General features: G+C 58.7%; 20 protein-coding genes and 1 pseudogene. 14 read left to right on the forward strand and 7 right to left on the reverse strand.

Annotated elements, in window-relative coordinates; translation table 11 throughout:
• The first annotated feature begins 75 nt into the window (after positions 1 to 75).
• Positions 76 to 1,698 carry an MFS transporter gene (locus tag ACYZT0_RS13250; protein ID WP_462046215.1) on the forward strand — a complete coding sequence of 541 codons (1,623 nt, stop codon included), beginning with the start codon at positions 76 to 78 and terminating at the stop codon, positions 1,696 to 1,698.
• A 67-nt stretch (positions 1,699 to 1,765) separates the two neighbouring features.
• On the opposite strand, the gene ACYZT0_RS13255 is transcribed toward ACYZT0_RS13250, so the two are convergent.
• A complete protein-coding gene (locus ACYZT0_RS13255) occupies positions 1,766 to 2,068 on the reverse strand; it encodes a hypothetical protein (RefSeq protein ID WP_462046216.1) in 303 nt (100 codons plus the stop codon).
• 471 nt (positions 2,069 to 2,539) lie between these two features.
• Between ACYZT0_RS13255 and lldD the strand changes: the two genes are divergently transcribed.
• Positions 2,540 to 3,682, forward strand: a complete 1,143-nt coding sequence (gene lldD, locus ACYZT0_RS13260) for an FMN-dependent L-lactate dehydrogenase LldD (RefSeq protein ID WP_462046217.1) — start codon at positions 2,540 to 2,542, stop codon at positions 3,680 to 3,682.
• Between the two features lie 67 nt (positions 3,683 to 3,749).
• Here lldD and ACYZT0_RS13265 read toward each other — a convergent pair whose 3' ends face one another.
• Positions 3,750 to 4,118 carry a DUF427 domain-containing protein gene (locus ACYZT0_RS13265; RefSeq protein WP_462046218.1) on the reverse strand — a complete coding sequence of 123 codons (369 nt, stop codon included), beginning with the start codon at positions 4,116 to 4,118 and terminating at the stop codon, positions 3,750 to 3,752.
• 375 nt (positions 4,119 to 4,493) lie between these two features.
• Between ACYZT0_RS13265 and ACYZT0_RS13270 the strand changes: the two genes are divergently transcribed.
• The 6 genes from ACYZT0_RS13270 to ACYZT0_RS13295 all read left to right on the forward strand — a co-directional run bounded on the left by ACYZT0_RS13270 (position 4,494) and on the right by ACYZT0_RS13295 (position 11,316).
• A complete protein-coding gene (locus ACYZT0_RS13270) occupies positions 4,494 to 6,725 on the forward strand; it encodes a C1 family peptidase (protein ID WP_462046219.1) in 2,232 nt (743 codons plus the stop codon).
• 118 nt (positions 6,726 to 6,843) lie between these two features.
• The gene (locus tag ACYZT0_RS13275) at positions 6,844 to 8,793 is read left to right on the forward strand and encodes a DNA topoisomerase III (RefSeq protein ID WP_462046220.1); all 1,950 of its coding nucleotides are present in this window, start codon (positions 6,844 to 6,846) and stop codon (positions 8,791 to 8,793) included.
• 78 nt (positions 8,794 to 8,871) lie between these two features.
• On the forward strand, positions 8,872 to 9,501 hold the full coding sequence (locus ACYZT0_RS13280) for a glutathione S-transferase family protein (RefSeq protein WP_462046221.1): 630 nt from the start codon (positions 8,872 to 8,874) through the stop codon (positions 9,499 to 9,501).
• 23 nt (positions 9,502 to 9,524) lie between these two features.
• Positions 9,525 to 10,028 carry a GNAT family N-acetyltransferase gene (locus ACYZT0_RS13285; RefSeq protein ID WP_462046222.1) on the forward strand — a complete coding sequence of 168 codons (504 nt, stop codon included), beginning with the start codon at positions 9,525 to 9,527 and terminating at the stop codon, positions 10,026 to 10,028.
• A gap of 519 nt (positions 10,029 to 10,547) precedes the next feature.
• A complete protein-coding gene (locus ACYZT0_RS13290) occupies positions 10,548 to 10,877 on the forward strand; it encodes a hypothetical protein (RefSeq protein WP_462046223.1) in 330 nt (109 codons plus the stop codon).
• Between the two features lie 139 nt (positions 10,878 to 11,016).
• A complete protein-coding gene (locus ACYZT0_RS13295) occupies positions 11,017 to 11,316 on the forward strand; it encodes a hypothetical protein (protein WP_462046224.1) in 300 nt (99 codons plus the stop codon).
• Here ACYZT0_RS13295 and cynR read toward each other — a convergent pair.
• Positions 11,302 to 12,207 (reverse strand): transcriptional regulator CynR, encoded by a 906-nt coding sequence (cynR, locus tag ACYZT0_RS13300; RefSeq protein ID WP_462046225.1) that lies wholly within the window; start codon positions 12,205 to 12,207, stop codon positions 11,302 to 11,304. The two genes, ACYZT0_RS13295 and cynR, sit on opposite strands and share 15 nt — an antisense overlap.
• Positions 12,208 to 12,330: 123 nt before the next feature.
• Between cynR and cynS the strand changes: the two genes are divergently transcribed.
• Together cynS and ACYZT0_RS13310 are read left to right on the forward strand one after the other, a co-directional pair.
• Positions 12,331 to 12,798 (forward strand): cyanase, encoded by a 468-nt coding sequence (gene cynS, locus ACYZT0_RS13305; RefSeq protein WP_462046226.1) that lies wholly within the window; start codon positions 12,331 to 12,333, stop codon positions 12,796 to 12,798.
• Between the two features lie 60 nt (positions 12,799 to 12,858).
• Positions 12,859 to 13,521 carry a carbonic anhydrase gene (locus tag ACYZT0_RS13310; protein WP_462046227.1) on the forward strand — a complete coding sequence of 221 codons (663 nt, stop codon included), beginning with the start codon at positions 12,859 to 12,861 and terminating at the stop codon, positions 13,519 to 13,521.
• Positions 13,522 to 13,601: 80 nt separating this feature from the next.
• On the opposite strand, the gene ACYZT0_RS13315 is transcribed toward ACYZT0_RS13310, so the two are convergent.
• From ACYZT0_RS13315 to glsB, 3 genes are all read right to left on the reverse strand, one after another.
• Positions 13,602 to 13,952 (reverse strand): BON domain-containing protein, encoded by a 351-nt coding sequence (locus tag ACYZT0_RS13315; protein WP_462046228.1) that lies wholly within the window; start codon positions 13,950 to 13,952, stop codon positions 13,602 to 13,604.
• Positions 13,953 to 14,123: 171 nt separating this feature from the next.
• Complete coding sequence (locus tag ACYZT0_RS13320) at positions 14,124 to 15,626, reverse strand: aldehyde dehydrogenase family protein (protein ID WP_462046229.1); 1,503 nt, start codon at positions 15,624 to 15,626, stop codon at positions 14,124 to 14,126.
• Positions 15,627 to 15,773: 147 nt separating this feature from the next.
• On the reverse strand, positions 15,774 to 16,682 hold the full coding sequence (glsB, locus tag ACYZT0_RS13325; protein ID WP_462046230.1) for a glutaminase B: 909 nt from the start codon (positions 16,680 to 16,682) through the stop codon (positions 15,774 to 15,776).
• A 318-nt stretch (positions 16,683 to 17,000) separates the two neighbouring features.
• On the opposite strand from glsB, the pseudogene ACYZT0_RS13330 reads away from it, so the two are divergent.
• The 4 genes and pseudogenes from ACYZT0_RS13330 to ACYZT0_RS13345 all read left to right on the forward strand — a co-directional run.
• Positions 17,001 to 17,289: pseudogene (locus ACYZT0_RS13330) on the forward strand (DoxX family protein); the annotation flags it as partial.
• Between the two features lie 217 nt (positions 17,290 to 17,506).
• A complete protein-coding gene (locus ACYZT0_RS13335; protein WP_462046561.1) occupies positions 17,507 to 17,635 on the forward strand; it encodes a hypothetical protein in 129 nt (42 codons plus the stop codon).
• Positions 17,636 to 17,672: 37 nt separating this feature from the next.
• Positions 17,673 to 18,371: a dienelactone hydrolase family protein gene (locus ACYZT0_RS13340; protein ID WP_462046231.1), complete on the forward strand. Its 699-nt coding sequence runs from the start codon at positions 17,673 to 17,675 to the stop codon at positions 18,369 to 18,371.
• Between the two features lie 457 nt (positions 18,372 to 18,828).
• The gene (locus ACYZT0_RS13345; RefSeq protein ID WP_462046232.1) at positions 18,829 to 19,314 is read left to right on the forward strand and encodes an adenosine-specific kinase; all 486 of its coding nucleotides are present in this window, start codon (positions 18,829 to 18,831) and stop codon (positions 19,312 to 19,314) included.
• Positions 19,315 to 19,334: 20 nt separating this feature from the next.
• Here the strand turns inward: ACYZT0_RS13345 and ACYZT0_RS13350 are convergent, their stop codons facing one another.
• On the reverse strand, positions 19,335 to 19,955 hold the full coding sequence (locus tag ACYZT0_RS13350) for a cell wall hydrolase (protein WP_462046233.1): 621 nt from the start codon (positions 19,953 to 19,955) through the stop codon (positions 19,335 to 19,337).
• Positions 19,956 to 20,073 lie beyond the last annotated feature (118 nt).

Genomic DNA, 20,073 nt, shown 5'->3' on the forward strand with positions numbered 1-20,073 from the left:
GGAATAGCGGCGCCAGTCCATAAGCCCGGCGCCGACAGTGGAACAAAAAAAACAATCACTGTGAGGGATACCGATATGTCAGAACATGTTCAGCCTCTGGAAGCCGTGCGCAGCGCGGGCACCAGCCGCGAGACCCAGAAAGTTATCTTCGCGTCGTCGCTTGGGACAGTCTTCGAGTGGTACGACTTTTTCCTCTACGGCGCACTCGCGGCGGTGATCAGCAAACAGTTTTTCGCCGGGGTCAACGACACCACGGCATTCATCTTTGCGCTGATGGCGTTCGCCGCCGGCTTCATCGTGCGACCGTTCGGCGCGCTGGTGTTCGGACGGCTGGGGGACATGATCGGGCGTAAATACACCTTCCTCGCCACCATCATCCTCATGGGGCTGGCGACGTTCTGCGTCGGGTTGCTACCGACCTACGCGAGCATCGGCATCGCCGCGCCGATCATCCTCGTGGTGCTGCGCATGCTTCAGGGCCTGGCCCTGGGCGGTGAATACGGCGGCGCTGCCACTTACGTGGCCGAACATGCGCCGATGGGTAAACGCGGTTTCCACACCAGCTGGATTCAGTCCACCGCGACCCTCGGTTTGCTGCTGTCACTGCTGGTGGTGCTCGGTTGCCGCTACTTCACCGGTGACCAGTTCGAAGTCTGGGGCTGGCGGATTCCGTTTCTGTTTTCGATCATTCTGCTGGGCATCTCAACCTGGATTCGCATGAGCCTGCACGAGTCGCCTGCGTTCGTGAAAATGAAAGAGGAAGGCAAGCTCTGCAAGTCGCCACTGCGCGATTCCTTCGGCAAATGGGAAAACCTTAAAGTCGTACTGATCGCCCTGTTCAGCATCAACGCCGGGCAAGCCGTGACCTTCTACGCGGCGCAGTTCTACGTGCTGTTCTTCCTCACCCAGTTTCTGAAAATGGACCCGGCACTGGCCAACAGTCTGCTGATCGTCAGCGTGATCATCGGCGCACCGTTCTTTATTTTCTTCGGCTGGCTGTCGGACAAGGTTGGGCGCAAACCGGTGCTGATGATCGGCCTGTTACTAGCCACCGCGCTGTACTTCCCGATCTTCAAGTCCATCGCCCACTACGCCAACCCAGCCATCGACCAGGCCAGCCGTCAGGCACCGATCACCGTACTGGCAGACCCGGCCACCTGCACCTTCCAGTTCGACCCGGTGGGCAAGGCGAAATTTGATAGCCCTTGCGACAAGGTCAAAACCTTCCTGGTGAAACAGGGCCTTCCTTACAAGAGCGAGGCTCTACCTGCCGGCAGCGGTGTGCAGGTGAGCGTCGGTGAAGTGAAACTCGATGGCTACGATGAAGCGGCCCTGCGTGGCGCCGTGACCCTGGCTGGGTATCCGTCACGAGCCGACATGCAGCAGATCAACAAACCGATGATCGTGGCGCTGATCGTCGCGCTGATCATCATCTCCGCCATGTGCTACGGCCCGTTGGCAGCGTTGATGGTCGAACTGTTCCCGACCCGCATCCGCTACACCTCGATGTCCCTGCCGTACCACATTGGTAATGGCTGGTTCGGTGGTTTCCTGCCGACGGTGTCGTTTGCCTTGGTGGTGTACACCGGGGACATCTTCTACGGGTTGTGGTACCCGGTGGTGATTACCGGGGTGAGCCTGGTGGTCGGGATGATCTGTTTGCGTGAGACCAAGAACGTGGACCTGGATACCAACTGACGTTTTGGTGGTCGAGCGATTGGGTGTATATCCGTTGCTGCGGTAACGGCGGCTTAGGGTTCCGCTTTTACAGCGGGTCACTTGGAAAAGCCCCAAGTAACCAAACGCTTTTGCCCCTGACGTACGGTGCCTCGCCTAGGCTCGACATGCCCTCGCTCCGGTCCTGCTCCGTGGGCCCGCCGCCATCGGCCATCCATGGCCGGGGGCGGCTAACCCGGCATCCATGCCGGGTTGCCCACTGCGCAGAACCTCCACTCGGCCTTCCGACGGGGCAGATCAAAAGCCAAAGCAACAGCAACAGCAACAGCAACAGCAACAGCAACAGCAACAGCAACAGCAACAGCAACAGCAACAGCAACAGCAAGATCAAAAGATCGCAGCCTCGCTTCGCTCGACAGCTCCTACAGGGAAATGCGTTCACTTGAAGCCAGGCCGGCCGGTAGGCCGCCTCGCTTCGGCATTTGCAGTGCACGCCCCATCGAGAGGCCGAGCGCAGGTTCTGCGCAGTGGGCAACCCGGCATGGATGCCGGGTTAGCCGCCCCCGGCCATGGATGGCCGATGGCGGCGGGCCCACGGAGCAGGACCGGAGCGCGGGCATGCCGAGCCTTAGCGAGGCACCGAACGAAAGGGGCAAGAGCCCTTGGTTACTTGGGGCTTTTCCAAGTGACTCGCTGTAAAAGCGAAACCGCCAGCAGCCGCCACCGCAGAAATGGATATGTACCCCATCTCATCCCAAACTTTTCTTAAGTGAACAGCATTACCGCAATGCAGGTCGTTTTCGTTAATCTGACCCGACGCTCGACGCAACCACCGCCCCGCCACTCACCCGACCGAGGCATCATGATCATTTCATCCGCATCTGACTATCGCGAGGCAGCACGCCAAAAACTCCCGCGTTTTTTGTTTGATTACATTGATGGCGGGGCTTATGCAGAGCATACGCTGAGGGCCAATAGCGCTGATCTGACTGGCATCAGCCTTCGTCAGCGCATTCTGAAAAACGTCGAAACCTTGAGCCTGGAAACCACCCTCTTCGACCAACGACTTTCAATGCCGATCATATTGGCCCCGGTAGGACTGACGGGCATGTTCGCCCGTCGTGGTGAAGTGCAGGCTGTCAAAGCGGCGGAAAATAAAGGCATCCCACTCTGCCTATCAACGGTATCGGTGTGCTCGATCGAAGAGGTCTCGGCTCAAACCCGACAACCCATCTGGTTTCAACTGTATGTGTTGAAAGACCGGGGCTTCATGAAAAATGCACTGGAACGTGCGAAGGCCGCAGGGGTGCAGAACCTGGTGTTTACCGTGGACATGCCCACGCCCGGCGCCCGCTACAGGGACGCACACTCGGGCATGTCAGGTCCTTTTGCATCATCGCGGCGAATGCTTCAGGCCATGACCAAACCCGACTGGGCATTCAACGTCGGTGTCATGGGGCGTCCACACGACCTGGGCAATATCTCGAAGTACCTTGGCAAAGCCGTGACACTCGAAGACTACATGGGCTGGTTGGCCAATAACTTCGACCCTTCGATCAGTTGGAGCGATCTGGAGTGGATTCGTGATTTCTGGAAAGGCCCGATGATCATCAAAGGCATTCTCGATCCTCAGGACGCCAGGGACGCGGTCAGCTTTGGCGCGGATGGCATTGTCGTGTCGAACCACGGTGGGAGACAGCTGGATGGCGTGCTTTCCACCACCAAGGCATTGCCGCCCATCATGCAAGCCATCGGTAATGATCTGACGGTGCTGGTCGACTCGGGAATCCGCTCGGGGCTTGATGTCGTACGGATGTTGGCGCTGGGAGCAAAAGGCGTATTGCTGGGGCGTTCCATGGCCTATGCACTGGCCGCCGATGGTCAACGCGGAGTGGAGAATATGCTGGATATCTTCGCCAAGGAAATGCGCGTCGCCATGACCTTGACCGGGGTGACCTCGATTAGTCAGATTGATGAATCCACGCTGGTGGATGCTGTCCGATGAACTGAATGCCTGACTTAAAACGCCGCGCCAATGCGCGGCGTTTTCGTAGATGTCTGAAACGCGGCCATCACTCGACGTCTTTGAGAACCTCAAAAATCACTTGATCGGGATAAAACGCCATGTAGCCCCGAATCTGTTCTACCGACAGTTTTGGGTCTTCATAACTCCACACCGCATTAGCGCCTTCATGTCCCGGGATTTGCAGGCTGAAATAGCTGGCATCGCCCTTGTAGGGGCAATAACTCGTGTGATCGGTGCGGGCAAAGTACTTTTCATCGATGTCCTCCCGGGGTACGTAATACACCGGAGGATAGTTGGCCTCGAGCAACACCAGCGCCCGTGCGGACGCGGCCACCTGAATACCGTGAAACTTTACAAGCAGGCAGCCCGGCTGCTCTGCGATGGTGATGACAGGACTAGGACCGGAGCTTTTCATCGGATTCTCCTGGATTATCGGGAGCCCACTCTCCTGTGGCGAGGGAGCTTGCTCCCGTTGGGCTGCGCAGCGGCCCCAAAATCTGAGACTGCGAACTGTCAGGTATAACCCAGATTTCGCAACCCCGACTGCTTCGCAGCCGAACGGGGCGGTGCGGCGTTCCGACAAGCCCCCTCGGGCCCGTGAAACCAGCGTCCTGCGAATTGTCGGCAAAGGTCTCAACCGCTGGTCCAACGGGCACATCGATGATGAACAGACCAACGGCTCAAATGGAGCGAAACATCGTCTACGATCAATAGCACCGTTGACACCCCTGCTGCGCAGTCAAGCAGTCGTGACGTGGGGGTCGAGTCTCAGAAACGTGAGGGTCCCCACATGCCCGCCACACAGTTTTCCCTCGACCAGAAAATCATCACCCTGGATGCCCGTCCCGATCGCCTGGATCTGCGTGATCGGATATTCACCCCACGCGTCCAGTCACTTCCGCCCTCCTGGCCCGCAGACAAAGACATTGCCACCGAGCTCTCGGCGTACCTGGGCAAAGGCATGATTCTCTACCAGGGCAACGAAGGCGCGTGCACAGGGTTCGGGCTGGCGGCGGTGGTCAACTATCTGTTGTGGCTGCGGGACCGGGCCTCCATCAAGACGAGCCCGCGTCAGCTTTATCACCTGGCCAAACTCTATGACGAATGGCCAGGAGAGGACTACACCGGTTCCAGTTGTCGCGGCGCACTGAAGGGATGGCATAAGCACGGTGTCTGCGCAGAGGAATTGTGGCCCTATACCGTCAAGTCCGACGGATCGGTTCCGGCGTTTGAAGCACCCGCCGAGGATTGGGCCATGGACGCCGTGACCCGGCCGCTGGGGGTTTACTACCGCGTCGAGAAAGACGACATCACCGCCATGATGGCGGCCCTGTACGAAGCGGGCGCGCTGTACGTTTGCGCCAATGTGCATCAGGGTTGGGCACTGCTGCAGCCCAAAGGCAAAAAACGTCCGCCGGCGGTCTTTCAGAGCATGTCTCAGCTGCCCGTTATCAAATGGCCGACAACCCGCCAGGGCGGCCACGCCTTTGCCTTGATCGGGTACACCCGCCAGGGGTTCATCGTGCAGAATTCCTGGTCAACCGCCTGGGGATACTCGGGCTTCGCCATCCTGACATTCGAGGACTGGCTGGCCAACGGCACCGACGCCTGGACCGTCGCCCTCGGTGTGCCGATCGAACACGGCGCGTTATCGCACAACGCGCGCCCTTCACGCTCCCGGGCCGATGTTCAATCAGCGTTTCGTAACGCGCTGTCGAGCTCCAGCGCCAAGCGCGAAGGTTTCTCGCTGTTCACCGCCGGTGCCCGCGATACCGATCGCAAAGGGCTTGCCCTGTTGACCATGGATCAGGCGTATGGACTGACCGTCGTGATGGAAAACAACGGCAGCATCGGCCCCCGACTCACCGACGTCAAAAACGTCCGCGCGGGCGTCAAGCGAATCGTCTATGAGACGCCTCGTGCTTGGTACGACAAGCTGCCGGCGGCAAACAAACCCGCCGTGCTGCGCATCGCCATCATTGCCCACGGCGGGCTCAATTCCGAGCAGGACTCCATCAATCGAATTTGTGCGATGGCGCCCTACTTTCTTGAAAACGGCGTCTATCCACTGTTTGTCACCTGGCGCACCGGGGCGCTGGAGACGTTTGTCGACATCGTCCAGGACGCCCTCCCGGGTCTGTTTCCCGAGGCGGGTGGCATCAGCGATGTGTTGAAGGCCATCAAGGACAAGGCCCTGGAAGGCTTTGATCGCACGGTGGAACTGGCCACCAAAAAACTCGGCGGCGATCAGTGGAGCCAGATGAAGCAGAACGCCGCTGCCGCCTCAGTGGCAGGCTTTACCCCGCGCGGACTAGTGGAAATGGCGGAGAACCTGAAAAAACTGGTCGCCGACATGGGCAAGAAAAACGTCGAGCTTCATCTGATCGGTCATTCCGCCGGGTCCTTAATCAATGGCCACTTGATTCAACTGCTGTGGGCCAGAGGCCTGGCCATCGAAACATCGACGCTGATGGCCCCGGCCTGCACCCTCGATTTCGCCAACCAGACCTACCGCAAAGTCATCGAAGGTGGAGGACTCAAGCGCAAGGACTTCCACCTCTACATGATGTCCGACAACCGCGAACAGGATGACGACGTCATCGGCGTGTACCACAAGTCGCTGCTGTACCTCGTCTCTCGTGCCTATGAAGAACTGCAACGCATGCCACTGCTGGGCATGGCCAAGAGTCTGGACAAGAACTTCCAGGACTTCAGCGATCCCGATCTGGCGGAGTGGAACATTGCCGCCAAAAACATGACCGAGCAGTGGAACCAGTTTTACTGGGGTAACACCATTCCGGCCGGTTTTGCCGTAACAGGCCGTGGGCTTCCCGAAGCATTCGCGAAAACCCTGCATATCTTCAACGATCCGAAAATGAACTACGGCGCGGGCACCAAAGCGGACACCTCCCACGATGGGTTCGACAATGATGTGAACGTCATTACCGCAGCCTTGCTGACCATTCTCAGACGAGAACCCGACGCGAAGCTGGACCAACCCGTGGTTAACCTGAACTACTGAGGAGCCTGCGCAATGAATCGCAACGCACGAACTGTACATCCATACAGATAAAGATTGCCCCATTGCTCATCAGCCGCCATTCTGTGCACCTCTCGACTGTTGATGAGCGATGGTGGTTATGCGGCTGTACCTCTGTGAAAAACCTTCCCAGGCCAAAGACATTGCGGCCGTCCTCGGCGCCAGGCGTCGGGGCGACGGCTGCTGGCTGGGAACGGACGTCACGGTGACCTGGTGCATCGGCCATCTGCTGGAAACCGCGCCGCCGGACGCCTATGACGCGCGTTACAAGCGCTGGGTGCTGGCGGATCTGCCGATCATTCCAGAGAAGTGGAAGATGACCGTCAAACCGCGCACGGCCAGCCAGTACAAAGCGGTCAAACGGCTGCTCGGCGAGGCCACCGAACTGGTGATTGCCACCGACGCCGACCGTGAGGGCGAGATGATTGCCCGGGAACTGGTGGAGCATTGCCGTTATCGCGGGCCGATCCAGCGACTATGGCTGTCGGCACTGGACGATGCATCGATCCGCAAGGCGTTGGCAGCCCTGAAGCCGGGGGCCGAGACCTTTAGTCTTTATCATTCGGCACTTGGGCGCTCGCGGGCCGACTGGCTGATCGGGATGAACATGAGTCGGCTGTTCACGCTGTTGGGGCGTCAGTCCGGTTATCAGGGCGTATTGCCGGTCGGTCGGGTGCAAACGCCAACCCTGCGCCTGGTGGTGGATCGCGACCGCAGCATCGCCGATTTCGTGCCGGTCGCCTATTGGGCCATCGATGTGCAACTGCTGCACGACGGCACCGCGTTCACCGCCCAGTGGCGCGCGGCCTCCGAGGTTTGCGACGATCAGGATCGCTGCCTGAATCAGGCATTGGCGCAGCAAGCAGCGGCGGCGATCGGCAGCGCGGCGAGTGCCCGGGTCATCAAACTGCGCACCGAGCGGATGCGCGAAGTAGCCCCCCTGCCATTCGATCTTGGCACCTTGCAGGAAGTCTGCTCGAAGAAGCTCGGGCTCGGCGCTCAGGAAACCCTCGACATCGCCCAGGCCCTGTACGAAACCCACAAAGTCATCACCTATCCGCGCAGCGACTGCGGTTATCTGCCCGTGAGTCAGCACAGCGAAGCACCGGGCATTCTTGCTGCGCTGAGGCAAGCGGATCCGGCACTGAACGCCTTGAACGATTTCCTGGAGCCTCAGCGACGCTCACGGGCCTGGAACGATGCCAAGGTCAGCGCTCACCACGGCATCATCCCCACCGCTGCGGCGAAAAACCTCGAGCGACTGGCGGGTAAGCAGCGGGCGGTCTACACCCTGATCCGCGCGCGTTATCTGGCGCAGTTTCTGCCCAACCATGAATACGACCGGACCCAGGCCGACTTCGACTGCGCCGGTGAAGCCTTGCGTGCTGTAGGCAAGCAGATCGTCGAGCCCGGCTGGAAGCGCGCCCTGCCCGAGGCCCTCGCCCCGACCAAGGGCCGCGAAGCACCGGCGCCGCAAACACTCCCGGCATTGGCCGAAGGGCGTGACTGCGCGGTGGCCGACGTGAAGCTCAAGGACCTCTGGACGCAACCGCCCAAACCGTTCACCGAAGGCGATCTGATCAAGGCGATGAAGAACGTCGCCAAACTGGTGGAAGACCCACTACTCAAGCAGAAACTCAAGGACACTACCGGCATCGGCACTGAAGCGACCCGTGCCTCGATCATCCAGGGCCTGCTCGACCGTGGTTATCTGATCAAGAACGGCAAGGCCCTGGCCGCCACCCCGGCCGCTTTCAGCCTGATCGATGCCGTGCCGCGTGCCATCGCCGACCCGGGGACCACGGCGATTTGGGAGCAGGCGCTGGACATGGTGCAGAGCGGCGAGATGAGCCTGGAAGAATTCGTCACCAAGCAGGCCGCGTGGATGAGCAAACAGGTCGCCCGTTGCGCCGGCCTGAGCCTGACCATCAGCGGACCGGCAAGTCCCGCCGGGCGCGGTGCCACGCCGTGGAAAAACAAACGCAAGCCGGCCAAACGCAAGCCTTCGACGGGCACTAAACGCGCGGCAAAACCGGCGAGCAAGGCATGAGGGCACTTCAAGCGAGCTAAAAGGGTCTAGTGTTCTTCAAGCCCAGCGGCAACCCCATTTTCTGATAAGGCATCGACCATGATTATCGTGCATCACCTGAACAACTCCCGTTCCCAGCGCATTCTCTGGTTGCTGGAAGAACTGGCCATCCCTTACGAGCTGAAACGCTATCAACGCGACCCGTCGACCAACCTGGCACCGCCGGAACTGAAAGCGATCAATGCCCTGGGTAAATCACCGGTCGTCGAGGACGGCGCGCAGAAGCTGATCGAGTCCTCCGCGATCATCGACTACCTGATTCGCCGTCATGGCGACGGTCGCCTGCAACCCGATCCGTCCACCTCCGCCTACGACGAATACGTGCAGTGGCTGCATTTCGCCGAAGGTTCGGCCATGTTGCCGCTGATGTTGAACCTGTACGTGGGGCGTCTGGGTGAAGCCGGCACGCCATTGCATCCGCGGATCAATTCTGAGGTGGCCAACTACTTGGGCTACCTCGACACGGCTCTGAGCCAGTCCGATTACTTGCTGGGCGATGAATTCAGCGCCGCCGACATCCAGATGAGTTTTATCGGCGAGATCGCCAGAGCCCAAGGCAAGCTCGGCAACTATCCTCATATAGCGGCCTGGATTAATCGCTTTCAGGCTCGCCCTGCCTATCAAGCCGCACTGAAGAAAGGTGGGAAATACGATTTCGCCCCTCACTGAGTGCGCCTCAGGAGCCACCCCGCATGCCCTTGATAGAACTGCACGCCGCCCATCGCGACGAACTGGAAACGATTGAAAACCTGATGCAGTTCTATCTGTATGACTTCAGCGAGTGGCTGCCGCTAAAACTCGGGGAGCATGGCTTCTTCAATGCCCAGCCTAAACCGGGTTACTGGCGCAAACCCGCAACCAGGCCGTTCCTGATCAAGATCGACGGAGAATTGGCCGGTTTCGTGACGGTGGATGACGAAACCCATACTCACGGCGCCGAACACAACATTGGCTACTTTTTTGTCAGTCGGCGCTTTCGTGGCCAAGGCGTCGCGAAGTCTGTCGTTTCCACCCTCTTGCGCCGGTTCCCCGGTCAATGGCAAATTTTCCACCTCGACGCGAACCAGCCTGCGCGGGCGTTTTGGGCCCGGGTCATAGCCGATCTCACCCATGGCGAGTTCACCCTGCATCAGCTATCGGTCGACGGTTTTCCCTGCACCTTTTACCGATTCCAGACATCGCTACCAGCGTCCTGACTGACGCTTCCCATTCTGCTTTTTAATTCCAAACGACTTTGTCCGACAATATGTAGTGACTAAAAATAATCACTACAAAACCGTTGACGCCTCCGATTTGCCCTTGCATGATGCAGACGTCTCCCCGATCGGGAGTACAGGCAACACGTTTGAGCAAGCTCGTCTGACCGCCGAGCTGTTTTTCCCGGATACACGCTGCCCACAAGGCAGATTGAAGAAGCTGACCTGGCCTGAACGTCCAGTACAAGGACGAGAAGCGCTGGCGATCAATCCTCATGAAGCTTGTGGCCGACCCTGAAAATGTCGGCAGTGACCTGAAGGTTTTCGCTGCTTCTCCTCGTTGTGACGCTATTGCGTAGCAGTTATTCAACACGACTACATGCAACAGACGCGTGACCCCGTCAATTTGGCGGTAGACCGCTGACGTCCTGGTTTCGGTGCCAGGGATCAACTAACCGATGGGCTACCTGTATTAGCGAATCAACTTTGAAAGATCACCAAATGGTCAAGGGGCTTACTATGAATCTGAACAATCAACCCACTATCGATGAACTGGCTCATCTGTTCGCTGCGCAAAAAGACAGCCATGACAGCCATATTCTGTGGATCAGCAAGTCGGGCCAGGTACATATCGACTGCCTGTCGCCTCACGCCCATGAAGCGGAGTTCGACAAGAAAAACCAGAACTTGCTCGCCCGACTGAAGATGTACCGTCGCGGCCAAGGCTATGTCGGCAAGAAAGCCGCGGCCGACAAGGACTTCATCGGTCATGTTCTGCAAACGCTGAAACAGGCGTGGGCATCGATGCAGAACCAGAACGAAGTTCGGGTGATTGATCGGTTCTCCTGATACCTCCCAGGGGTTTTATTCCACACCCACTCCATAAAAAGGCCCCGCTTGTTAAATCGAGCGGGGCCTTTTTGTTTGTCTCGTGCGCACCAAACAACGCTATCGTTAATCGTGTGCACTGGATCATTGGAGGTTTGCGATGAAAAAACATCTGACAGGTTTGCTGTTGCTGGTGATGGCCAGTGCTGCCCATGCAAACAGCGTCTCCGGCGTTCCGTCATTCGATGTGGACTGCCCCGGCAACATCGTCGTCCACGCGGATCAGGACGGACCGGTATTGATCAACAACAAGGAAGCCGAGACCAAAGCCATCAAGGGTGGCTTCGAAGCCAAGAGTTCGGGTGTCATCATCGCGATCATCCTCGAAAATGACGACTCGGTCACGGTGTCCTCCACTGGCAAGGCGTCCAATGGTGAGTGCCAATCAATGGATGACTGACGTCGTCGACTCACCTGTAGCTGCACCCAACACCAGCTCCATAAACGCCACCGACGCCGCACTGTGATAGTTGTTTTTGCGTCGAAGCAGCGCGGCCCCTCTTTTGGGCGCCTCACCCAGCAACGGGATCTTGCGTAACGCACGGTCCTGGGTGGCAATGGGCTCCGGAAGGATAGTGGCGATGGCCGTGTGCCGAATGACTTCCAGCAAGGTGCTCACCGAGTTGACCTCGATCACCACCTTCGGCGTGATCTGCTCTTGGGCAAAGTACTCGTCAATGCGGGTGCGGGTGACGAAGTCCGGAGCCAGCAGCGCAAATTGCAGTTGCGCCACCTCTTCAGCGGACAACGCGACCTGGCTTTCGTATAACGGGTGATCGCGCCCCACCATGACGCCCAACGTTTCGGTAAACGCCGGGATCGACTCGATGTCGGCGTTTCTGACCTGGGTAAACGCGATAGCGATGTCCAGTGAGTCATCCACCAGGCCGGCCTCGATGTCATCCATCGACAGCTCGAAAATCTTCAGATGGATGTTCGGAAACCGCGCCATGTAATCGCGCACCAACGGCCCCACCAGGTACGCCATGAACGTTGGCGTCATGGCCAGCCGCAAGGTGCCGCGAGACAAGTCCTTCACGTCATGCAGCGCACGTTTGCCCGCCTCCAGTTCCACCAGCACCCGACGAGCGCATTCGATGTAGGCCTGTCCCGCATCGGTGGGTTTGACCGTGCGCGAGGTCCGGTCGAACAGGCTCACGCCCAGGGTTTCTTCCAGTTGCCGGATCTGTTGGGACAGGGTTGGTTGCGAGACGTGAAGCGCCTCGGCGGCGCGGGTGAAACCGCCGTGGTCGGCCACCGCCAGCAAATAGCGCAAATGTCGTAGCAGCATGGGGGATCACCCTCTATAGGCTGTGCTTATGCGCTGCATTGTATATCGGTCTTGGACGCTATGGATCAATCGGCAGAAGATTGCTCCACACCCAAGCAATACCACCCCGGCAGGAGAAAACCCATGCAACAGTCCCACGCTTACAACGACCCAAGTCTGGCCCTGACCACGTCGATCCTCGATGCAAAAGCACGCAAAAACCTGTCCTGGCAGGACCTGACCGATGGCACCGGCTTGGGTCTGGCCTACGTCACTGCCGCCCTGCTCGGTCAGCACCCACTGCCGGAAAGCGCCGCCAAAATCATTGGCGAAAAACTCGAGCTGGACGCCGACTCCGTGGCCCGCCTGCAGATCATCCCGTTGCGCGGCAGCCTCTCGGGTGTCCCGACCGACCCGACCATCTACCGCTTCTACGAAATGATCCAGATTTACGGCACCACCTTGAAAGCCCTGGTTCATGAACAATTCGGCGACGGCATTATCAGTGCGATCAACTTCAAGCTGGACATGAAGAAGGTCGAAGACCCGGAAGGCGGCTCCCGCGCAGTGATTACCCTCGACGGCAAGTTCCTGCCACTGCGTCCTTTCTAAATTGACATCGGCCCGCACTGATGTGCGGGCTAAACCCGACTCACGCATCAGGACATCGCCATGAAAGCGCTCATCGAAGGTTTTTTGAAGTTCCAGAAGGAAGCTTTTCCGCAACGCACCGACCTGTTCAAACACCTGGCCACCACCCAGCATCCGGGCACGTTGTTCATCACCTGCTCCGACAGCCGGGTCGTGCCAGAACTGCTGACCCAACAAGAACCCGGTGAACTGTTTGTGATCCGCAACGCCGGCAACATCGTGCCCTCTTACAGCCCGCACCCCGGCGGTGTGTCGGCCACGGTCGAATATGCGGTCGCCGTGCTGGGCGTTACTGACATTGTGATTTGCGGGCATTCGGACTGCGGCGCCATGACCGCCATCGCGAAGTGCACCTGCATGGACCACCTGCCCGCCGTCAGCGGCTGGTTGCAACATGCCGAGTCGGCGAAAGTCATCAACGAATCCCGTCCTCACGCGAGTGATGCGGCGAAGGTGAGTTCAATGGTTCGGGAGAATGTCATCGCGCAACTGGCCAATATCCAGACGCACCCAAGCGTGCGCCTGGCTCAGGAGAAAGGCCTGTTGAATTTGCACGGTTGGGTCTACGACATCGAGACCGGTTCGGTCGACGCCCTGGATGCCAACAGCCGCAGTTTCGTGGCGCTGGCAGAGTATCCGGACACCTGCGCCCTTCAAGCTCGATCCGTTGAAGAAGCAGCCTGAAGCTTAAATCCACTCGCCGCGAGACGATCGATGCAGCGCTCCCGGCTCACGGGAGCGCTGCGCTGACACAATCGACAGGGTCATTTATCGTCCATCTTGGTTGACGATTGAGGCCGAATTTCAGTGCTCTCTTCGGCGTTGGGTGGTTCTGGAAAAGTGCCTGGCGTGAACACGTGAGTCAGCAAGTCTCTGGCATCGACTTCGACGACTCCTTGAACCGAACGGGCCAGAGCAACAGCCTGCTCACACTGTTTATGGGTGTTGACGCGACCGCTCAACGCCACCGTGCTCCCATGGGTTTTGACATGGATTTGCAGGCCGAGGCTTGGTTCGGCCATTGCCAGGGCTGACTTCACTCTGGCGGTAATCCACGTGTCGTGAACGCCCCTTTCCAGATCATGGGAGTAATGTTTAAAGGAATGAAGTTTCATGGTGCAACCCTCTTCACGTAATCAGATGCGCTGTCCGTCCCATTTGCTATGCAGCCCTCTGCCTCTCAGACGAGCGTTATGGGACATCTGATTCGTTTTGGAGTGCTCGCCACGCCAATACAGACGCACATTAAGTATAGTGCGGCCGTCGCCTGGGGTCGGAGTGCCGCCTCAGCGTTTGACCGACAGATCCGTCTGGGTCATGCGGCTACGGATCGTGAACACCCCGTCGCCCGAGAGAATCGCGCTGCGAGCAAACAGTCGACCGCTTTCCCAGTTCGAAAGACCCAGTTCCGGCTTGTTCAGCGCGTATTGCCCGTCGACCCAGCGGGTAATCCCGTTGCCGACAAAAGGTGCGTTGACCGCGTTGTAGAAGCGTTCCTGAGCCTCGGCATCTTCACTGATCAATGACACGGTGAACTGCGGGCTATAGCGATTGAACAACGCGATGGCGCTGTCCAGGTCATCGACGATCTTCAGGCTGACTTCCGGGGTTTCTTCCCATTCCCACTCGCGGCCCAACTGATCCTCGGGCAGCGGTTCGGCCAAGGCTTCGGTTTGATAGCCTTCGGCGCGGTACACCTCAACGCTTGCGGTCTGCCAATCGGTCGGCAAGTACTGCTCGCTGCCTTCGACGATGTGCAATTTGCAGCCCTGTCCCCTTGCGGTGCCGGCCTGTTGCAGCGCGTCCAGGAACAACGGCAGCAATTCGGTGACACGGTCACGGTGGATCAGACAGACGTTCAGGGTGTTGCAGACTTTGCGATCCAGCGAATTGCGCACCACCGCGGCAAAGCGCTTGGCGTCGGCAACCTTGTCGGCGATCAGCCAGGCGCCACCGGTACCGTGCAGGCTGACGGCGGTGCCGACCTGTTGCGCGATGCTCCCCAGTTGGCTGACGGCACGACCCGAACCACGGGCCACCGCCAGCGACAGGCGTCGGTCGGCGAACATCGCCCAACCGGCCGCGTGATTGACGCTTTCCACCAGCGACACCGCCCCGGTCGGCAACCCGGCGTCGCTCAGTGCCGGATTCAGCGCGTGGGTGACGATAGCTTGCGCTGTGCCCAGCGCATCACTGCCAATGCGCAGCACCGCCGTGTTACCCGTGCGCAACACACCGGCGGCGTCGGCGAAGACGTTCGGTCGGCCTTCGAAGACGAAAGCGACGATGCCCAGGGGCGAGACCACCTGCTCGACTTTCCAGCCGTCATGCTCGACACAACTGACGACTTTGCCCCGCGTGGCCGACGCATCACGCCAGGCCCTGAGGCCGGCGATCATGTCGCAGCGCATGCGTTCATCCGCCAGAAGCCGCGTGGTGGAACGCCCACGGGCCTTGGCCCGCTCGATGTCGGCCAGGTTGGCGGCTTCGATCAAGGCCCAGCAGTCAGGGTTTTCCAGGCGTTGGGCAAAGCGATCAAAGAACTCGCTGATAGCTTGATCCGAGACCTCGGACATTGCGCTGAAAGCCGCTTCGGCACGCTCGATTGCAATGGCCGCCGCTTGCTGGTCAGCCACCGGGATCAGCAACAACTCGCCGCTGACCTGCTCCACCAGCAAATGGTCCCCGGGCTGAAAGCGCGCGGCCAATTCGGGGCTGACCACAGAGACACGATTCCCGGCGAAAGGGATAGGCGTGCCAGCGACTAGACGTTCGAGCGCAAGAGACATGAAGCGGTTTCACCATGCAATGGGCGGCCGGAAAATGTATAGGAAAATCCCTGGAGCGTCATTAACCGCACGCCTGACCGGAATCGAAAACCCGGCGGCCCGTCACCCCCTACGCTAAAAGACCACTGTGACCCGGCACCACCGTGTCTAGAACACCGACCAGCCAATGCGCTGACTCAGCAACTCCAGCGCGGCCATGCCCGCGAGGGAGTTGCCGGCGGTGTTTAACTCCGGTGACCAGACGCACACCGTGAACTGCCCCGGTACCACCGCGACAATCCCCCCGCCCACGCCGCTTTTGCCGGGCAAACCGACGCGGTACGCAAAGTTTCCGGCTTCATCGTAGAGGCCGCTGGTGGCCATGATCGAGTTGACCTGCTGGGTCTGGCGGGCGCTGAGAATCTGTTCGCCGCTGTGTTTGCAGAAACCGTCGTTGGCCAGGAAACAGAACGCCCGGGCCAGATCCACGCAAGTCATGCGTAGCGCGCAATGGCTGAAGTAACTGCGCAGCACCGCTTCGACGTCGTTATGGAAATTGCCGAACGATTGCATCAGATAAGCCATGGCGGCGTTGCGCGCGCGATGCAGGTATTCGGACTCGGCGACCTTGCCATCCACCATGACTTGCGGGTTGCCGGACAGCCGGCGGACAAAATCGCGCATGGACAACGCCGGCGCGGCAAAGCGCGACTGGTTGATGTCGCAGATCACCAGCGCACCGGCGTTGATGAAGGGATTGCGCGGGCGCCCGCGCTCAAACTCCAGTTGCACCAGCGAATTGAACGGTTGGCCGGAAGGCTCGTGACCCAGGCGTTCCCATATGGCCTCGCCGGAGTGTTCGATGGCCTGCACCAGGCTGAACACCTTGGAAATACTCTGCACCGAGAACGGCGTGTGGGCATCGCCAGCGCAATACAGTTCGCCGTCATTGCCATACACCGCAATGCCCAGCTGATCGGCCGGCACCGTGCCGAGGGCGGGAATGTAGTCAGCCACCTTGCCCTGGCCGATCAGGGGACGTACTGCGTCAAGGATCTCGTTCAACAGCGCTTGCATGCCGGGTTCCGAATTCTCGCCCCATAGAATTGCGGGGACACTGACGCTAGACGCCACTGGTCGGGTCCGGATCACAGTTTTGTACCGTGCCATCGGCCAAACCCGTAGAAGCTCTGCCATCGGCTCCGTAGCAGCTGTCGAGCCCCAGCGAGGCTGCCTTCGGCTGCGAAGCAGTCGCGAAATCGATCGACTCGGTAGTTCAGGTAAATCGCGTGCACAGGGTTTACGTCTGCTTCGCAGCCGAACGCAGCCTCGCTTGGGCGAGTCCATCCAATTACAGGATTGCGGTTTGGTTTACGTATCAGAGTGTGTACAGCGGCCGAACTGATCTGCGCCCTTGCCATACTGGTCGGCCTGGGAACGGATCTCGGCAATCATTTTGATCGTGGTCACGGTCGTCGCGACCGCTGCCGTTCACTGGCCCACCGATTGGTCTACATTGAGTGAGCTTGCTCAGGGTTACGCCATCAGCCACAAGGGTCACGGTAACTTCAAACTGCCGCTGATCTACCTCGCGGCCTTTATGCCGCTGTTGCTCTCGGGTGCCGGCAAGCTCAGCGTCGATGCGCTGCTGGCTCGACTTTTTGGGCGTCGTAATAATCGCTAAACACCAGCACGTCGATAATGCCTCGCACTCCACAAGAACGGAGCAATCGCCATGAGCCTCACTCTCTACGGTTTTAACGGCAGCACGTATGTTCGTACCGTGAAGATGCTGCTTGCAGAAAAAGCCGCGAATTTCGACCAGGTGCCGGTCAAGGTGATGAAAGGCGAGCGACAATCCGTTTGTCGCCGGGCAAGATCCGAGCTTCGGCGACTTTTACCTGGCACCGGCCTGTGCTTACATGGCGATGATCCCGGATGCACCGCAGGTGTTTGCGGTCAACGGTTTCGATGACTGGTGGAAACGGGTTCAGGCGCTGCCAAGCTTCCGGGCCACCCCACCGCAATAAGCTTCACCCCACCTCACTTGCGAAGACAGGAGCCACCATGAGCGTGACCACCCAATGGATCGAGATCGACAGCACCGAAGGTAAATTCGGCGCTTACCTGGCGATTCCGCACACCCGCAAAGGCCCGGGGATCGTGCTGATCCAGGAGATCTTCGGCGTGAATGAACACATCCGCTCGGTCGCCGAACAATACGCCGCCGACGGCTATCTGGTCATCGCACCGGACCTGTTCTGGCGCAGCGGCGAACGGATTGAACTGGGTTATGACGAGGCCGGCTGGAAACGCGCCGTCGAATTGATGAACGCCACCGACATCGGCAAGGCGCAGAAAGATATCGAACTGGCCATCGACGCCTTGAAAGCCCAGCCCGGCCTGGACGGCGGCATTGCTTCTATCGGTTACTGCTTCGGTGGCTTGCTCTCGTACCACACCGCCGCCAATGGGCTGGTGGACGTGGCAATCGCCTACTACGGCGGCGGGATCCAGAATCAACTGGACCGGGCCAATGAAATCGAGGTGCCGCTGCTGATGCACTTCGGTGAGCAGGACAGCCACATCTCACTGGAAGCCGTGGAGAAAATCGCCGAGCGTTTCGATACCAACGATAACGTGGAAATTGTCGTGTATCCGGAAGCCGAACATGGCTTCAACTGCTCGCACCGCGACAGCTACAACCAGCGCGCAGCGGTTGAGGCACATGGCAACACGCTGATCTTTTTGGGCATGGAACTGTAAGGCCAGACGAGCAAAAGGGGACTTCAAGGGTCCCCTTTTTTGTATCTGCCGTTTAACGACTGACTTCTTCCACTGTATCGGTCACCGCCAGCTTCGGATGAGACCACTTTGTCGACGGTGCCTCACGGCTGTAAAGAACGGGGCTGATTTGTACGGCGGCGCCTTTAACAAGGGTCATGGCGATGATCTCAGTGAGAAATGGGCTTCAACGAGATCAAAATTACGCCACTAATATTTAGACTTGAATGCCGTACACCCCACCTCGGCTGAACTGCCTAGGGCTGAGGTTGGCGGCGCTGCCAGTTCCTCGACCGACAGCGCGGACTTCAGGTTCTGCTTGGCATAGGCCAACGCGGCCTGTTTTGTATTTTCAAGTATCAAAAGCGGCGACGCTCAACACCGGCTCGTTCTCACGCTAGGCTGAAGAGTAACGACATCGTGAAAGGAGGCGTTCGAGATGCAACTCATCACGTTGAAAATCGATAAACCGGAAGCGACGAACTTCATTTTTGGTCAGACGCACTTCATCAAGTCCGTCGAGGACATCCACGAAGCATTGGTCAATGCCGTGCCAGGCATCCGCTTTGGCGTGGCTTTTTGCGAAGCTTCCGGCAAATGTCTGGTGCGCTGGTCTGGCACCGATTCCGCCATGATTGAACTGGCCCAGAAGAATGCGGCAGCCATCGCCGCAGGGCATAGTTTCATCATTTTCCTCGGCGATGGTTTCTATCCGCTAAACGTGTTGAACACCGTCAAAATGGTGCCAGAGGTGTGCCGTATTTATTGTGCAACGGCCAATCCGACTGAAGTGATTCTCGCCGAGACGGAACAAGGGCGAGCGATTCTGGGCGTCGTGGATGGCTTCTGTGCCAGTGGCATTGAAGACGAGGAAGACATCCTGTGGCGCAAGAACCTGTTGCGACAGATCGGCTACAAACTTTGAGCATGCTCCGTTAAGTAGTTCTACCGCGCCGACTCACCACGCGGCTTATAAAAGAGGAACATCGAGGTCTCGGTGGTCCTGATGTACTTCCTGGCCCAATTGGGTTTCACATTCCGGTCGTGGAAATAGATCGCGCCATGGGTTCGGTCGTTCAGTTGTTTGTTGAGCGCTTTGCGCGCGATTTCCTTGGCGATCGCGTATTGGGTTTCTTCCTGGACCTGATCCGAGCGTCCATCACACCACCACGAAAACTGACAATTCTTACTTTCAGACCCCTGCTTGACCACGGCGCACACCGTGTCCGGAAATCCCTCATGGCCCAGTCGATTCATGACGACGCTGGCGACGGCTCCCATGTCGGCGGACGATTTGCCTTTGGCTTCCCAGTAAATGGAACGGGCCAGACAGGTAATTGCATCGTCCATAGGCGACTGACCGGCCGGATCGACCGCCTGAACTTCGGATGTGGTGATGGTTTCGGACTTGGGTACCGGTACATCGGTGCCCTTGTCCGCAGCTTTTTGTTCAAGGACCTCGGCCTTGTCTTCAGCCACTTCCTTTTTTTGCTCCTGCTCAGATGCAGAGGCGTGACCGAAGACAAGGGCTATTGCGAAGCAGGCGGCTATCCAGATAACTCGCATGATCAACCCTTCCGACTGAACCGGGAGCACGCCACGCTGGCGACTTTGCTTGATTGTAGTTGCGAAAATTCATTCCTACAGACGGACAAAAAAACTGTATTTGGGCGCGAAAAGGCAT

The organism is Pseudomonas sp. ZS1P83 (genome assembly GCF_054897825.1).

Bases quoted from the DNA above. Each gene is read 5' to 3' on its own strand.
- ACYZT0_RS13280 (WP_462046221.1), top strand. From the start codon at position 8,872: ATGATTATCGTGCATCACCTGAACAACTCCCGTTCCCAGCGCATTCTC.
- ACYZT0_RS13250 (WP_462046215.1), top strand. From the start codon at position 76: ATGTCAGAACATGTTCAGCCTCTGGAAGCCGTGCGCAGCGCGGGCACC.
- ACYZT0_RS13345 (WP_462046232.1), top strand. From the start codon at position 18,829: ATGCAACTCATCACGTTGAAAATCGATAAACCGGAAGCGACGAACTTC.
- ACYZT0_RS13310 (WP_462046227.1), top strand. From the start codon at position 12,859: ATGAAAGCGCTCATCGAAGGTTTTTTGAAGTTCCAGAAGGAAGCTTTT.
- ACYZT0_RS13270 (WP_462046219.1), top strand. From the start codon at position 4,494: ATGCCCGCCACACAGTTTTCCCTCGACCAGAAAATCATCACCCTGGAT.
- ACYZT0_RS13295 (WP_462046224.1), top strand. From the start codon at position 11,017: ATGAAAAAACATCTGACAGGTTTGCTGTTGCTGGTGATGGCCAGTGCT.
- lldD (WP_462046217.1), top strand. From the start codon at position 2,540: ATGATCATTTCATCCGCATCTGACTATCGCGAGGCAGCACGCCAAAAA.
- glsB (WP_462046230.1), bottom strand. From the start codon at position 16,682: ATGCAAGCGCTGTTGAACGAGATCCTTGACGCAGTACGTCCCCTGATC.
- ACYZT0_RS13275 (WP_462046220.1), top strand. From the start codon at position 6,844: ATGCGGCTGTACCTCTGTGAAAAACCTTCCCAGGCCAAAGACATTGCG.
- ACYZT0_RS13285 (WP_462046222.1), top strand. From the start codon at position 9,525: ATGCCCTTGATAGAACTGCACGCCGCCCATCGCGACGAACTGGAAACG.
- ACYZT0_RS13290 (WP_462046223.1), top strand. From the start codon at position 10,548: ATGAATCTGAACAATCAACCCACTATCGATGAACTGGCTCATCTGTTC.
- ACYZT0_RS13340 (WP_462046231.1), top strand. From the start codon at position 17,673: ATGAGCGTGACCACCCAATGGATCGAGATCGACAGCACCGAAGGTAAA.
- ACYZT0_RS13350 (WP_462046233.1), bottom strand. From the start codon at position 19,955: ATGCGAGTTATCTGGATAGCCGCCTGCTTCGCAATAGCCCTTGTCTTC.
- ACYZT0_RS13320 (WP_462046229.1), bottom strand. From the start codon at position 15,626: ATGTCTCTTGCGCTCGAACGTCTAGTCGCTGGCACGCCTATCCCTTTC.
- ACYZT0_RS13315 (WP_462046228.1), bottom strand. From the start codon at position 13,952: ATGAAACTTCATTCCTTTAAACATTACTCCCATGATCTGGAAAGGGGC.
- cynS (WP_462046226.1), top strand. From the start codon at position 12,331: ATGCAACAGTCCCACGCTTACAACGACCCAAGTCTGGCCCTGACCACG.
- cynR (WP_462046225.1), bottom strand. From the start codon at position 12,207: ATGCTGCTACGACATTTGCGCTATTTGCTGGCGGTGGCCGACCACGGC.
- ACYZT0_RS13265 (WP_462046218.1), bottom strand. From the start codon at position 4,118: ATGAAAAGCTCCGGTCCTAGTCCTGTCATCACCATCGCAGAGCAGCCG.